The organism is Mucilaginibacter sp. L3T2-6, from assembly GCF_030519355.1.
Classification (GTDB): Bacteria; Bacteroidota; Bacteroidia; order Sphingobacteriales; family Sphingobacteriaceae; genus Mucilaginibacter.
Genome location: NZ_JAUMKC010000001.1, coordinates 468,194 through 484,021 on the forward strand (window position 1 = coordinate 468,194; position 15,828 = coordinate 484,021).

Annotated in this window: 8 protein-coding genes; all 8 read left to right on the forward strand. The window is 45.0% G+C overall.

The window, feature by feature from the left end:
• Nucleotides 1-13: 13 nt before the first annotated feature.
• Nucleotides 14-1,309 (forward strand): murein hydrolase activator EnvC, encoded by a 1,296-nt coding sequence (locus tag Q3W13_RS02150; RefSeq protein WP_302860986.1) that lies wholly within the window; start codon nt 14-16, stop codon nt 1,307-1,309.
• A gap of 58 nt (nt 1,310-1,367) precedes the next feature.
• Nucleotides 1,368-1,886, forward strand: a complete 519-nt coding sequence (locus Q3W13_RS02155; RefSeq protein WP_302860987.1) for a twin-arginine translocase TatA/TatE family subunit — start codon at nt 1,368-1,370, stop codon at nt 1,884-1,886.
• Between the two features lie 33 nt (nt 1,887-1,919).
• Nucleotides 1,920-2,108, forward strand: coding sequence for a twin-arginine translocase TatA/TatE family subunit (gene tatA / locus Q3W13_RS02160; RefSeq protein ID WP_302860989.1), 189 nt, complete (start codon nt 1,920-1,922; stop codon nt 2,106-2,108).
• A 110-nt stretch (nt 2,109-2,218) separates the two neighbouring features.
• Nucleotides 2,219-3,643, forward strand: a complete 1,425-nt coding sequence (gene gatA / locus Q3W13_RS02165; RefSeq protein WP_302860991.1) for an Asp-tRNA(Asn)/Glu-tRNA(Gln) amidotransferase subunit GatA — start codon at nt 2,219-2,221, stop codon at nt 3,641-3,643.
• Between the two features lie 138 nt (nt 3,644-3,781).
• Entirely contained in the window at nt 3,782-5,194 is a 1,413-nt protein-coding gene (locus Q3W13_RS02170) for a lytic transglycosylase domain-containing protein (RefSeq protein WP_302860992.1), read from the forward strand.
• A 178-nt stretch (nt 5,195-5,372) separates the two neighbouring features.
• Nucleotides 5,373-7,652, forward strand: coding sequence for an NADP-dependent malic enzyme (locus Q3W13_RS02175; RefSeq protein WP_302860995.1), 2,280 nt, complete (start codon nt 5,373-5,375; stop codon nt 7,650-7,652).
• A 179-nt stretch (nt 7,653-7,831) separates the two neighbouring features.
• Nucleotides 7,832-8,416 carry a Holliday junction branch migration protein RuvA gene (gene ruvA, locus Q3W13_RS02180; RefSeq protein ID WP_302860997.1) on the forward strand — a complete coding sequence of 195 codons (585 nt, stop codon included), beginning with the start codon at nt 7,832-7,834 and terminating at the stop codon, nt 8,414-8,416.
• Nucleotides 8,417-8,441: 25 nt separating this feature from the next.
• Complete coding sequence (sprA, locus tag Q3W13_RS02185; RefSeq protein WP_302860999.1) at nt 8,442-15,644, forward strand: cell surface protein SprA; 7,203 nt, start codon at nt 8,442-8,444, stop codon at nt 15,642-15,644.
• Nucleotides 15,645-15,828 lie beyond the last annotated feature (184 nt).

Sequence of the window (15,828 nt, forward strand, 5' to 3'; positions counted from 1 at the left end):
AACGCATTATATAATGAGATATTTAAAAGCGGTTTTGATTATATTCTTTGTTTTTGCAGCATTTTCTGTGCATGCCCAAAGCAGCGCCGAACTGAAAAAGCAAAAAGAAGCACTAACCAAACAGTTGGATCAGCTTAATAACGAATACCGGGAAACTGCCAGCAATAAGAAGGCGACTTTAAAACAGCTTAACCTTTTGAAGCAGCAAATTAGCATACGTGAGCAAAAAATAGCGACTATTAATTCGGAGGTGCGTAACCTGGATAATCAGATATCAGAAAGCAACAACTTTGTGCGCAACCTGCAAGGGCAGCTCGATCAGTTGAAAAAGGAATATGCCGCTATGATTCTGTTTACTTATCACAACCAGAGCGCATATAATAAATTGATGTTTATTTTCGCTGCGAAAGACTTTAACCAAGCTTACAGGCGTTTAAAGTATTTACAGCAGATAGGAACGTACCGTGAACGCCAGGCAAACTATATTAAAGAAACTCAGACGGAGTTACACGTCAAGATAAATGAGCTTGACAAGAACAAAAAGGAAAAAAATAGCCTGCTGATCGACCAGGAAAAGGAAAAGAAGACGCTTGGCGATGAGAAGAAGACCCAAACACAGGTAGTTGCCAACCTTTCGCAGCACGAGGGGGAGCTAAAAAAACAACAACAAGAGGTACAGCGAAAGATACTAAGGACCAATCGTGAGATTTCAGCTGCAATCCGCCGTGAAATCGAGGAGGCGAGGCGAAGGGCCGAGGAAGAAGCCAAACGCGCCGCTGCCGCAGCGGCAGCAAAAGCTAAGGCCGAGAACAGGGAAGCGCCTGCACCTAAAACAAGGACGATAACCAAAAGGTCGTCGGATAACGAGGTGCTGAATGCTACCCCGGAAGCCGCCAGGTTATCCAATGAATTTTTGGACAACAGGGGCTCGCTGCCATGGCCGGTTACAAACGGCAGCCTGAAACAAGGGTTTGGTACTTATTACGACGAAACCGGTATAAAGAATGAAAGCAATGGCTGGTATATAAAGACCAACCCGGGGTCGTCCGTCAGGGCGGTTTTCCAGGGCGAAGTTTCAAGTATTGTGAACATAAGCGGTACCTGGCTGGTGGTTATTAAACATGGCGAGTATTTTACCGCTTATGCTAACTTAAAGTCGTACACGGTGCGCGAAGGACAAAAAGTGAGCACCAAGCAATCGATAGGTACGGTTGCTACCGATCCAGCAACCGGCGAGGCCGTGGTAGAGTTTGATTTGTATAAAGGGCGTACACCGGTTAACCCTAAAATCTGGCTTTCAGGAAATTAGTTTGAATATTATAAATTTAAAATTGCCTATATTTGCAGGCTATATTAAAATCATCCGTATGCATAGTTTAGTATTGGGATTTTTAAATATCGGGTCATCCGAGATGATATTGATCATATTTGTCGCCTTGTTGCTTTTTGGTGGCGAGAAGCTGCCTGAGATAGCACGCGGGCTGGGGAAAGGAATACGCGACTTTAAAGATGCTTCTGACGGTGTTAAGCGCGAAATAAATAATCAGATAAACAGTTATGAGGAAAAGCGCGAGGAACAAAAAAGAATAGAGGAAGTAACCAGGGTAGAGGACAAGGCAACTGAAAATAGCGAAAATGATAGCCCTGCGAGCCGGTTTACACCTGTGGAAAATACCATGTCGGTTAATGATAGTTACTTAAACGCCACGCATACCACAGCAGAGACACATGATACCGGGCACGACGCTACAGCCGGAAACCACGAAGCAGCTGCTCATGATGCCCTGCACAGTGCAAACGGCGAAGCGCATACAAGTACTGCAACTGAAAGTGTCCATGGCGTTGGTCATGAACAGGTTTCGACAGGAAATACGGAGAATAGCTAATAAATATTAAATCATAATTAAACATAAAACATCATGGGTGGATTAGGCGCACCAGAAATTATTCTGATCATCATTGCAATTTTAATTCTGTTCGGCGGTAAAAAAATTCCTGAACTAATGAAAGGTTTAGGTAAGGGCATGAAAGAATTTAAAGATGCGCAAAATGGGGAAAGCAGCAACTCGACTTCGAACACCAATACAAGCGAAGAGAGAAAAGCATAAGTTGTAAAAAAGAAAAGCAACGCTTCCGGGAACCCCGCCGGAACTTATTAATATTAACTTATCTGTTGAATATTTATACATTCAATGGATAAGTTTTTTATTTTCGGCCCATGACTAAGTCTTATACCTCGTTAAGCGGGATAAAGAACGATATAACTGCCGGAAAAACTACAGTTGAAAAACTCGTACAGAGCTACCTTAGTAATATAGCGGTAAACAGCCATTTGAATGCCTTTAACGAGGTGTTTAGAGAGGAAGCGTTGAATCGCGCCAAAGAAGTAGATGTGCGTATAAAGCAGGGAACTGCAGGTAAGCTTGCCGGCATGGTTATCGGCATAAAAGATAATATCTGTTACAAGGGGCACAAGGTAAGCGCCTCATCAAGAATCCTTCAAGATTTTACTTCTGTATATTCCGCTACCATTGTTGAGAGATTGCTGGCCGAGGACGCTATAATTATCGGCCGCTGCAATTGCGATGAATTTGCAATGGGTGCAGCCAATGAAACTTCATTTTTTGGTCCGGTGAAAAACCTGGCTGATGAAACCCGTGTATCCGGCGGTTCGTCGGGCGGGTCAGCAGTGGCTGTCCAGGCCGGGATGTGCCATGCCGCTATAGGTACAGACACCGGCGGCTCGGTGCGACAACCCGCTTCATTTTGCGGTTTGATAGGTTTAAAGCCGACTTACGGACGTATATCACGGTACGGGATCATCGCCTATGCGTCGTCCTTTGACCAGGTGGGCCCGATAACCCGCTCAATTGAGGATGCGGGTTTGCTACTGGATGTGATGGCCGGACCTGACGAATATGACAGTACACTTGCCCGGGTTGATGCCCCTAAGTTTAACGGCGATTTTAAGAAGCCTGCGCCTAAAAAAATAGCGTATCTGCAGGAGGCGCTATCAAGCCCTGGTGTGGACAGCGAAGTAAAAAATAGCCTTATCGATTACATCGAAAAGCTACGTGCCGAAGGTCATACCGTTAAGCCGATAGCGTTTGATTACCTGGATTATCTGGTTCCGGCCTATTATATTTTGGCGATGGCCGAAGCATCATCTAACCTCTCCAGATATGACGGTGTCCATTACGGTTATCGCAGCCCGGATGCTGTTGATTTGCAATCGACTTATAAAAAATCCCGCTCGGAAGGGTTTGGTAAGGAAGTTAAACGCCGCATTATGCTGGGCACTTTTGTGCTAAGCGCCGGTTATTATGACGCTTATTTTGCAAAGGCTCAAAAAGTGCGTCGTCTTATCAGGGAAAAAACCAACGCTATTTTAAATGAATATGATTTTATTTTAGTCCCTACAGCCCCGGAACCTGCATTTCCGCTTGGCCGGGAAGAAAAAGATCCCGTTATAACCTATCTTTCTGACATTTTTACCGTACAAGCTTCATTAACCGGTGCGCCGGCCATATCATTACCGGCCGGCAATAACAGCAAGGGTTTACCGTTAGGGTTACAACTATTATCAAAGCATTTTGACGAGCAGGAGCTATTAAATTTTTCTAAATATTTCCTTGAACTATAGAAAATTTATATATTAGTAAATGTTAGAGCCGGGAATAAAGGACTAACGGCAAAGATTTACGGATAATAACGTTTAATTTGACGCCTACTTCCTGGCTACTGATCCTAATTGGAACTATTGATAGTTAAATCCCAAAGAATGAAGAAAACGCTAACGCTTATTTTCTGCCTGGTATTATTACAAATCATTGGTGCAGCGCCCGCCGCCTTTGCTTTTTCGGCAAATGTTTTTCAAAACAGCAGGATTTTAAATGACGTACAGGGTAATGCAGATACTACCATTTTGCCGGTTGTAGATAAACCCGGAACCCTTAATTATCAAAGCAACAATCTATACAAGCGCCGCCTGGATTCGATAAAAAAAGACGTCCCACTGGACTACAATGAGTATGTGCAGAGCTATATTGACATATATATGCACAACCGCGATGAGATGGCGAAGGTAGTAGGGTTATCAAAATATTATTTCCCTATATATGAAAAAGCTTTTCATGATGCGGGGATACCTGATGAAATTAAGTATCTCTCGATAGTTGAATCCAAGTTGGACCCGTATGCAATATCGAGGGTCGGAGCGACAGGCCCATGGCAGTTTATGTTCACCACCGCTAAGCTTTATGGCCTGGACATGGATGATTATGTTGATGAGCGCCGCGACCCCATTCAGGCCACTTACGCCGCTGCTGCCTATTTGAAAGATGCCTACCAGGAGTTTGGCGATTGGCTGATGGCAATAGCCTCCTATAACTGCGGAAAAAGCAACATTGACCGGGCTATTGAAAAAGCGGGTGGTGCTGCCGATTTCTGGAGCATTCGCCAGTATCTGCCCAGGGAAACACGGAATTACGTGCCTGCCTTTATAGCTGTTGCCTATGTAATGAACTACTACAACAAGCACAATATTGTGCCTGAAGCCTGCAATATTGCGCTAAAAACCGACACGCTATTGGTTAACAAATACCTGCCGTTAACTACAGTTTCTCAGTCGTTAAAGATTGATTTAGGCGCGCTTACTATTTTAAACCCGTCATACAAAAGGCAAATTGTTAATGGCACAGCCGCGAAACCCCGCCGGATGATAATTCCTCAGGTTGATAAAACCCAATACGCTGCATTGTACGACGTGTTGAATAGCACGCCGGCAACTTCTCAGGCAACAACGCCCGTGACTTATGCTGCTTATCATGAGCCGAAGCGCGAGAGAGAGTTGCCGTCCTATCACAAAGTTAAGCGCGGCGAAACATTAAGCGAAATAGCCGACATTTATGGCATAGAAGTACAGGATATAAAGGTTTGGAATCACTTGCACACCAACAAGGCTGTGGTCGGGCAAACGTTAAAGGTAAAAGAATCTGCCGATATGCCCGAAGAAAAACCTGCCGCTGTTAAGGCCACCCGTAGCACTTTCGTAACGTACAAGGTGAAAACCGGCGATACCTTAACCAGTATTGCAAATAAATTCGACGCCAATATCGAAAAGATAAAGGAGTGGAACAATCTTAAAAAAGACAACCTGCAGCCGGGAATGATGATAAAGATTAATAAGGGTTAGGCGATTTTGAATTCGGAGTTTAGATTTTGAATTTGAAAAGCGGATTTGTTCAGTCAGATCCGCTTTTATTTTAAAATAAAATAACGTTTTGCGTTTAACTCAAAAACAGCCGAAATCGAAAATCCGGCTTCCGAAATCAAAAATATCCGTACTTTTGACATCCCAAGTAACTGAGAAGATGAACAAACCCGCCCGTAACCAGGATGCGCTGAATTATCATTCAAAAGGTCGTCCAGGGAAAATACAGGTAGTACCTACCAAGCCCACCAATTCGCAGCGAGATTTAACTATGGCTTATTCGCCCGGCGTGGCCGAGCCCTGCCTGCGCATTGCCGACAATGTTGACGACGTATACAAATATACAGCCAAAGGAAACCTTGTAGGTGTAATCAGCAACGGCACTGCCGTATTAGGATTGGGTAATATCGGCCCCGAAGCCAGCAAGCCTGTTATGGAGGGAAAGGGCCTTTTGTTTAAGATTTATGCCGATATCGACGTTTTCGACCTGGAAGTGAATGCCAAAACGGTTGACGAGTTTGTGAATATTGTGAAGGCGCTTGAGCCAACGTTCGGTGGTATCAACCTGGAAGATATATCAGCCCCTACCTGCTTCGAAATAGAGCGCAGGCTTAAGGCAGAAATGAACATTCCGGTGATGCACGATGATCAGCATGGAACAGCTATTATTTCGGGAGCGGCGTTGAAAAATGCCTGCGAAATACAGGGCAAGAAGCTCGATAAGATAAAGATGGTAGTTAATGGGGCAGGCGCGGCGGCTGTCTCTTGTTCAAAAATGTACCTGGCGCTTGGAGTAAAAAGGGAGAACATGGTAATGTTCGATATTAACGGCCTTATTACTCCAAACAGGACTGATCTGGATGAGATAAGGCTTGAATTTGCTACCAATCGTACTGATATTAACACGCTGGCTGATGCAATGAGGGGGGCAGACGTTTTTGTGGGTTTATCGGCCGGGAATGTGGTTACGCCGGATATGCTGAAGGCAATGGCAAAGAACCCTATCGTGTTTGCTATGGCTAACCCGCAGCCAGAGATCGCTTATGATATTGCTACCTCTGCGCGTAAAGATATATTGATGGCGACGGGCCGCTCCGATTTTCCGAACCAGGTAAATAATGTTTTGGGCTTCCCTTATATTTTCCGTGGTGCGTTGGATGTTCGTGCGACCGCTATCAACGAGGAAATGAAAATTGCGGCTGTAAATGCCATAGCTGAGGTTGCCAAGATGCCGATACCTGAATCAGTCAACCTGGCCTACAACACCACTACGCTTAAGTTTGGTAAGGAGTACATTATCCCTAAACCGATGGACCCGCGCCTGATCACGGAGGTTTCAGCTGCGGTTGCCCGTGCGGCCATGGAGTCGGGTGTAGCGCGAAAAGCTATAGTCGATTGGGAGGGCTACGTTGAAGATCTGCGGTCGCGTATAGGTATAAATGACAAGTTGCTGCGCAATCTTACCAATAAGGCCAAATCAAATCCTAAACGTGTAGTTTTTGCAGAGGCAGACACATATAAAATACTAAGGGCAGCCCAAATAGTAAAAGAAGAGAAGATAGCCACGCCTATTTTGCTGGGTAACGTAAACAAGATAAGGCAAATAATGCGGGACAATGACATTGAGCTGGGCGATGTGCATATTATAGACCCATCAGAAAATTGCGAGCGGCTGGACGAATACGCGGAATACCTGTATACCAAACGGCAACGAAAGGGTGTGACGCGTTACGAATCGAAAAAACTGGTGCACGACCGTAACTATTATGGGGCGTGCATGGTGCAGTTTGGCGAGGCTGATGCCCTGATCTCCGGCCTGACCAAAGATTATGTAACCACCATAAAGCCCGCCTTACAAATCATCGGCACAGGGGAAGGGGTTAGCAGGGTTGCTGGTATGTATATGATGATCACCAAAAAAGGACCCGTGTTCTTTGGAGATACTACAGTTAACGTTAACCCATCGGTGCAGGATATGGTTGACATTACCGTACTGATTGAACGCTCGGTACGTAAGTTTAATATTGATCCAAGGGTTGCAATTCTTTCTTATTCGAACTTTGGCGCAAACCGCGGCCCTATTCCTGAAAAGACCATTGAGGCCGTACGCATATTGCATGAAAAATACCCGGATATGATAGTAGATGGCGATATGCAGGCAAACTTTGCCTTAAACGCCGATTTGCTTGCCGACAATTTTCCTTTCTCGACATTAAAGGGTAAGCCTGCTAATACATTGATCTTTCCTAACCTTGAGTCTGGAAATATCGCTTACAAATTGCTGCAGGAAATTGGCGGTGCCGAAGCTGTAGGCCCCATTCTGCTCGGCTTGAAGAAGCCGGTTCACGTTTTACAATTGGGTAGTTCCGTTCGGGAGATTGTGAATATGATAACAATAGCCGTGGTTGATGCACAGGAAAAAGGGGAAGAGAAAAAATAGGGAGTTCGAAGGATTTGAAAGACAAGTTATAAGATTGTTTCTTCCTTCTGAATTTACTGACTTTTACGGCTGCCGGGCTAAAAAACTAACAATTCAGATAAATTGGGGATAAGTTTTTTTCCGAAACCATAAAATTCCTGTTACCTTTCGGAAGTGTTTTTTATTGCCAATGATAAATTATGTACGCTTATATTGATGGAAAACTTACCTTTAAAAGCGCTGCTTTTGTGGTAATTGATGCGGGGGGAGTGGGCTATCATATTAATATTTCGCTCAATACTTATTCAAAACTCGGCGATGTTGAACGCTGTAAGCTTTTCACATGGCTGCATGTTAAGGAAGATGCACACACCCTTTATGGCTTTATCGACGAGGGGGAACGCCGCCTTTTTTTACATCTGATATCAATATCCGGTATAGGGCCGAATACGGCCCGCATGATGTTGTCATCTATTACGCCTGAAGAGATCCAGAATGCAATAATTTCCGGAAATGTAGCGTTGATACAGCGTATCAAAGGCATCGGCCCAAAATCAGCCCAACGGGTGATATTGGAGCTTCAGGATAAGCTGAAAAAAGAAGGACCTGATACCTTAAGCACAGTTCCGTTAAACAAAACCGTTCGTGAAGAAGCTTTGGCAGCATTGGTGATGCTGGGTTTTGCGCGAAATGCAGCGGAAAAAGTAATTGACCATGAGGTTAATAGAAATAACAGCGACCTAACCGTTGAGCAACTAATAAAATCTGCGCTAAAAAGTTTATAAATTAGGTGTTATTTAAAGCGGGGCCTTGATTAAAAATTATACCCTCAAAATTGCTGTGTTTATTTTGATTAACCTCGCTTTTTGCGGGGGCGGTAGTCTGTTGGCCCAGCAAACACCGCCAAAGCCAAATAACCCGCCCGGTCAGCCAATACCATTTGGCCAACAACAGCAAACGCCCGCGGGGCAGCAACCGGTGCCAGCCGGCCAGCAGCCCGGACAGACTAACAGGCTCCAAACCAACCCGCAGCAATCCCCGGCAACGCAACTGCAGCAGAATACCGATACTACCAAAGGTAAACTTTCAGGTAAGGTAGAGGAGTCTAAAAATAGCCGCTATCGTGAAGGTATATTTAATTTTGACCCCTATAACCTTGTACGGACATTTGAATATGACCCTGCAACGAACCAATATATCATGTATGAACGGGTGGGCAATTTATTATACAGGCCACCGGTTTATATGTCGTTTGATCAGTACCTGCATTACCGCGAAAGGGAAAGCATCCGCTCCAATTTCAGGCAGCTTTCTGATAATTACGCATATCAGTCGCAGCAACCGGGCTTTATCCCGCAAATAAAAGTTAGAAGCCAAACTTTCGACCAGATATTCGGCGGCAATACTATTGACATTAGGCCCCAGGGATCGGCCGAGGCCATACTTGCGGGGCAGATAAATAAAAATCAAAACCCGCTGTACAACACCAGGCAGCGGACGCAGTTTAACTTTAATTTCGATCAGAAAATACAGCTGAATATTACCGGTAATATTGGCGATAAATTGAAGGTTACAACTAATTATAATACCGATGCTCAATTCCAGTTTGAAAATCAGATAAAGCTGGATTATACCGGACGGCCTGATGAAATTATTCAAAAAATAGAAGCCGGTACAGTCAGCATGCCCTTGAACACCACATTGATAACGGGCAGCCAGGCACTTTTTGGGGTGAAAACAAAATTAAAATTCGGCAAGCTGGATGTTACGGCTATCATGTCGCAGCAGCGTTCGCAGTCTAAAACCATTACCATTACCAACGGATCGCAGCAAGGACAGTTTAAATTTACGCCGGCTGACTATGAGGCGAACAGGCACTTCTTTCTGTCGCAATTTTTCCGTAACCAATACAATAAGGCGCTGGCCAATATTCCAATCATATCGTCAAACATAAATATCACCAGGATTGAGGTTTGGACGACCAACCGCACAAATAACACTACCAACTCGCGCGATGTACTTGCCCTGATAGATCTGGGCGAAAACAACCCTTATAACAAAACGCTGGTTCATGGCGGCTCATCTTATTCAGGCTTGCCTGCCGGATTTAAAGGGCCAGGTTTCCCGCAGCAGTCAAATAACCTTCTTGATAATCTGCCTGCCGCTACACGTTTGACTAATGACCCGCAAAATACTATCAGTACCTATTTTAAAACTACCGGCGCATCAGACAACTATGCAAAGCTAACTTACGCCCGCAAGCTGACCGAAAAGGAGTTTACACTGCACCCGCAATTGGGTTATATATCCCTTAACTATCCGTTGAATAACGATGAGGTGCTGGCTGTGGCCTACCAATACACATATAATGGCGTGCAGTACCAGGTGGGTGAGTTTTCGAGTGATGTACCGGTGGATAATACCAACCCGAAGGTGCTGTATGTAAAATTGCTGAAAAATCAGCTACTAAAGACCAGCTTGCCTACGTGGAAACTGATGATGAAAAATATCTATTCCCTAAACTCATTCCAGGTTGCCCCAAAGGATTTCAGGCTGACAGTAACCCGGTTAGACGATAAATCCGGAATAGAAAAAACAGCCATGGAGGAAGGCCAAAATACAAAGAGCAGGCTTTGGCTGCAACTTACGGGCCTGGATAACCTGGACATGCAGCAAAACAAAAAACCGGATGGCTATTTTGATTTTCTGGAGGGAATTACTATCGACTCTCAAAACGGGCGGATAATGTTCCCGGAACTGGAACCCTTCGGTTCTGACTTGGCAAAGCAGTTTACGCCTGCGGAAGCAGACCTGGCCAAACGATATGTTTACCAGCAATTGTATGACTCTACTAAAACCATTGCGCAGCAATTTTTTCCGCAGCTGAACAGGTACCTGATAAAAGGCACCTATACCGCCACTGCCGGGTCGGAATACCAGTTGAATGCGGTCAACATTCCGCAGGGCTCAGTAGTAGTGAGCGCCGGTACTTTAAAATTGGTTGAAGGTACAGACTACACTATTGACTATGGAGCCGGTCGTATTCGTGTATTAAATACGGCCCTGTTATCTTCAGGACAACCTATAACTGTAAAAGTTGAGAATAACGAGCTTTTCGGTGTTCAGCAAAAGTCACTTTTCGGCTCACGGTTCGACTACAAGGTGAATGATAACCTGGCTTTAGGTGCAACCCTGATGCACCTTACAGAGCAGCCTATTACTCAAAACGAGATTATAGGGGAGGAATCCATATCTAACACGATTTATGGTTTCGACGTAAATTATAACTCGAACTCGCGGTTTCTAACGCGCCTGGTGGATAAGCTGCCGTTCATACATACCAAAGCGCCATCATCGATAAGCTTTAACGGCGAATTTGCCAAATTGCTCCCCGGTACTCCGTCGATACTGAATTTTGCGGGCGCTAAAGGCGGAACATCTTATCTGGACGATTTTGAGAACAGCCAATCGATAATCGACGTAAAAAGTGCCAATGCATGGCAGATATCCGGTACGCCACAGCTTTTTCCGGAGGCTGCGAACTTTAATGACATAAGTTATGGTTACAGGAGGGCCCGGCTGGCATTTTACAACATTGACCCGATATTTTACACTAATTCAGGGAAGGTTAATGTAAGCCGCAATGAGCTTTCGAACCATTACGTAAGGCAGATTTTAATTAACGAGGTGTATCCGTTTAAGCAATCGCCGACAGGCCAGCCGCTTAACATCTCGACGCTGGATCTGGCCTATTATCCCATGGTGCGCGGCCCGTACAACTACCGCACTACCGGTATGAACGCTGATGGTACCATGCAGAATCCACAAGAGAAATGGGGAGGGATTATGCGCGGGATAAATGCCAATGATTTCGAATCGCTGAACGTTCAGTATATCGAATTCTGGATGCTCGACCCGTTTATCTACAAGCCGAACTCTTCAGGCGGTGACTTGTATTTTAACCTCGGAAATATTTCTGAAGATATATTGAAAGATGGACGTAAAAGCCTGGAAAATGGTTTGCCTGTTGATGGTAACTATAGTAATGTTGAGGAAACCAATTGGGGGAGGGTATCAAAGCTACAGCCGGTGGTTAATGCATTCGACAATAACCCTGCTTCGCGTGCGCTGCAGGATGTAGGTCTGGATGGTATGGCTGACGCCGATGAGCAAAAGAAGTTTGGCGGTTTTGTGCAAGCTGCAAAAAGTCAGCTGAATGCACAGGCAGCTGCCGCGCTTAGCGCCGACCCGTCTTCTGATGATTACCAATATTACCAGGGGCCGGATTTGGATAATGCCGGTGCAGGTATTTTGAAACGTTATAGCCGTTATAACGGAACCGATGGGAATTCACCGACGGCGGAGCAGTCTCAGGCGTTGCTTGGTTTGCAAACATCGGCTTCTACGTCGCTGCCAGATGGTGAAGATGTTAATCATGATAACAATATGGACCAGGACGATGAGTACTTTCAGTACCACGTATCAATCCGTCCCGGCGATTTAGCCATTGGAAAGAAATATGTAAGCGATAAGGTGACATCTCATGTGAAATTAGCTAACGGAAAAGAGACAGATGTGACCTGGTATCAATTCAGAATCCCCATTACCAGTTATGACCAGGCAGTAAACAATATACAGGATTTTAAATCCATTCGCTATATGCGTATGTTTATGACTGGCTTTGCGGATACTGCGGTATTGCGTTTTGCTTCGATGCAGCTGGTACGCGGCGAATGGCGCGCATTTAACACCGAGAATAATCCGAATAATGTTATAGCCGATCCGTCAATTGTGAACCCTCCGCTGGATAATTCGCAGCTGGATGTGGAGACGGTGAATATCGAACAAAACGGTAACCGGCCTTCAATACCTTATGTGGTGCCCCCGGGAATAACCCGCCAGATAGATTATAACAATATACAGGCGAATACCCGGTTGAATGAGCAATCGTTATCATTAAAGGTTACCGATTTGCGGGATGGCTATTCGCGTGCAGCCTTCCGTTTGTTTAATAATGATCTGCGGAAATACAAAAATCTGCAGATGTTCATACATGCTGAAGGCGCTCAGCTTAGAGACAACGAAGTCAGCGCATTTATCCGTCTTGGCGTTGATTATGTAGATAACTATTATGAATACGAGATACCGCTGAAAGTTACTCAGCCGGGGTCGGCAGCGCCAAATTCGGTTTGGCCTGATGCTAACCAGCTAAACCTGCAGCTTTCGTTGTTAACCAACGCTAAGCTGGCGCGTAACAATGCAAAATACCAGGGTAAGCCATGGCCGCTTACTTTGCCGTTCACCATGAGCGATGGTGTAAATAAAATTACCATTGTTGGTCAGCCAGACCTTAGCCGGTTGACTGCTGTAATGTTGGGTGTACGTAATCCGCTTAAATCAGCATCAAACACTACCAACGATGACGGATTAGATAAAAGCGCCATTGTTTGGTTCGATGAGCTGCGTTTGACCAATTTTGATCAGAGCGGCGGATGGGCTGCAACTGCCAGGGTAAATGCAAAGCTTGCCGATTTTGCCGACGTAACCGTATCAGGCAGCAAAACTTCTGTGGGTTTTGGCGCGCTTGACTCAAGGCTGGCAGACAGGAGCTTGTACGATAACCAGGTGTATGACGTAGCTGCTAATGTGGAACTCGGTAAATTTTTTCCTGACAAAGCAGGTGTACATATTCCGGCTTACGTGAATGTATCGCAGCAGGTAAGCACACCGGAATATGATCCGGCATCGCCCGATTTAAAGCTAAAGGCTGTAATTGCCGCTGCGCCCGACCAGCATACGCGCGACTCTATAAAAAATGCCGCAGAGGATTACACGCTGCGTAAAAGCATCAGTTTTACCAACGTGCATGTGGCCAAAACAGATCCAAAGGCGAAGAACCATGTTTACGATATTTCGAATTTTGATGCAACCTATGCCTATTCGGAATATCAGCATCATGATTTTACTACCGAAAATGACCTCGAGAAAACTTACAAGCTTCAGTTAGATTACAACTATACTACCCAGCCGAAATATTATAACCCCTTCGCCAAGATCATAAAAAATAACCTGCTGGCATTATTCCGGGATATTAATTTTAGCTTACTGCCGTCCCGTTTGAATTTTAGTATAACGTTTGATCGTTTTTATTCGGAAAACACGTTGCGCAATAACGATCCGAATAATTTTATTCCGATACCTACAACGTTCAATAAGACATTTACCGTTACACGCGTTTATGGCATTGGCTGGAATTTGTCAAAATCTCTGGCCATGGATATAGATGCAACCAATCTTGCTGTAATTGATGAACCAACAAACCGCGACTCCTACGGCATGAAAGTGGATACCCTGTGGGAAAATCTGAAGCGCCTTGGCCGTACAACAAATTATAATCATACCATTAACTTCAGATATACGGTGCCGGTAGCCAAGATTCCGGGGATGGACTGGACATCGCTTACAGCCAACTATAGCACTAATTTCAGATGGCAAACCGCGCCCCTTTTTACGCTGAACAGCCCGCAATATGATGTTGGTAACAGTATACAAAACGCGCGTACCATACAATTGAACCCAACGTTGAACTTCGATCAGTTTTATAATAAGTTTAAGTTCATAAAGAGATTGAGTGGCCCGGATAACTCAAACGGGCTGACAAAATTCCTGGTTGGCTTGTTAACCAGTACCAGGAGCTTGAGCGGTTCCTATACGCGTACAGAGGGCACGTTCATTCCGGGGTATTTGCCGCAATCCAATTTTCTGGGTGAGGATTTAAACTATGGTGCGCCTGGCATAGGTTTCCTGCTGGGCAGCCAGGCTGACTTGCGCCAGAAGGCCATTGCTAACGGCTGGATCAGTACAGACACGCTGCAAAACCAACTGTATGTAAAAACACTGAACGAGAACCTGAATTTGAAAGGTACTTTTGAGCCGGTAAAATACCTCCGCATTGAGCTACAGGCATCAAAAACGCAGGATCATACTTATCAGACTAACTTTAAATCGCTGGATGGTACAAATAATATTCAAAGTTTGAACCCGGTAACTTCCGGCGATTATACCATATCTATTTTAACCATAGGGACCGCATTTGCCAAACCTAAAGGCATTGATAACAGCTCGCCAACCTATCAGAAGTTTCTGGATAACCGTGCGGTTATATCGCAGCGCCTGGGCGCCCAAAACCCTAATTCGACGGCGCCTGCCACCAACGGCTTTACGGATGGCTACAGCGCCAATTCGCAGAACGTGCTGGTACCGGCTTTTATGGCTGCATATAGTGGCAAGGATGCCAGCAAGGTAAGTTTGGGTCAATTCCCCAGGATACCAATTCCCAACTGGCAGATAACTTATAATGGCTTAAGTCATGTGCCATTCTTTATGGATTTGTTCGATTCGTTTGATGTATCACACGGTTATCGCTCAAGCTACAGCGTTGCCGGTTTCAGTACACTCTTGCAATACCAGGCGGCCAATGGCGCTGTCAGCTCACGGGACGCAAACGGCGATTTTCTGCCTTATTACCAGTTCTCGCAGGTAACCATTTTTGAACAGTTCGTGCCGCTGATCGGTATGTCCGCGAGGTTTAAAAACAACATGACTGCGAATATAGAGTACCGTAAGAGCAGGGCCTTAAGTTTAAGCCTGCTTAATAGCCAACTTGCGCAGCAGAACGAAAATATATTTGTATTTGGCTGGGGTTATCACGCCAAGAATTTCAGATTCCCTTTTGGTTTGATGAGCGGCAAACAGGATAACGACGTAAACTTTAAGATAGATTTCTCGCTACAGGACAACAAAACGCTGATATACCGCGCCGATGTGCAGGCTGCCGAAGTATCATCCGGCGCACAGAACATAACTGTGCGGCCCTCTATCGATTACGTCATTAACCAGCGCTTTAACCTGAATATCTTTTACGATTCAAATATCACGCGGCCTTATACCTCGCAGACGTTTAATACGGCATTTACCAATTTTGGCGTGAATTTGAAACTGTTGCTGCAGTAGGGCTGATCTTATCGTCCATTAAAAAGGGTAGTCTGCGCCCTCGCAAGGTTTGTGAAAGCTGTTTGAAGGCCGGGGTATTTCCTGCAGATACAATTGCCCATATCACCGGTATAATTAACGCGAAAAGACCGCCATTACAGCGGTCTTGAAAATTTATGGTATAAGTTATTAAAGTGCTTTTGAT

Bases quoted from the DNA above. Each gene is read 5' to 3' on its own strand.
- Q3W13_RS02150 (WP_302860986.1), top strand. From the start codon at position 14: ATGAGATATTTAAAAGCGGTTTTGATTATATTCTTTGTTTTTGCAGCA.
- Q3W13_RS02155 (WP_302860987.1), top strand. From the start codon at position 1,368: ATGCATAGTTTAGTATTGGGATTTTTAAATATCGGGTCATCCGAGATG.
- tatA (WP_302860989.1), top strand. From the start codon at position 1,920: ATGGGTGGATTAGGCGCACCAGAAATTATTCTGATCATCATTGCAATT.
- gatA (WP_302860991.1), top strand. From the start codon at position 2,219: ATGACTAAGTCTTATACCTCGTTAAGCGGGATAAAGAACGATATAACT.
- Q3W13_RS02170 (WP_302860992.1), top strand. From the start codon at position 3,782: ATGAAGAAAACGCTAACGCTTATTTTCTGCCTGGTATTATTACAAATC.
- Q3W13_RS02175 (WP_302860995.1), top strand. From the start codon at position 5,373: ATGAACAAACCCGCCCGTAACCAGGATGCGCTGAATTATCATTCAAAA.
- ruvA (WP_302860997.1), top strand. From the start codon at position 7,832: ATGTACGCTTATATTGATGGAAAACTTACCTTTAAAAGCGCTGCTTTT.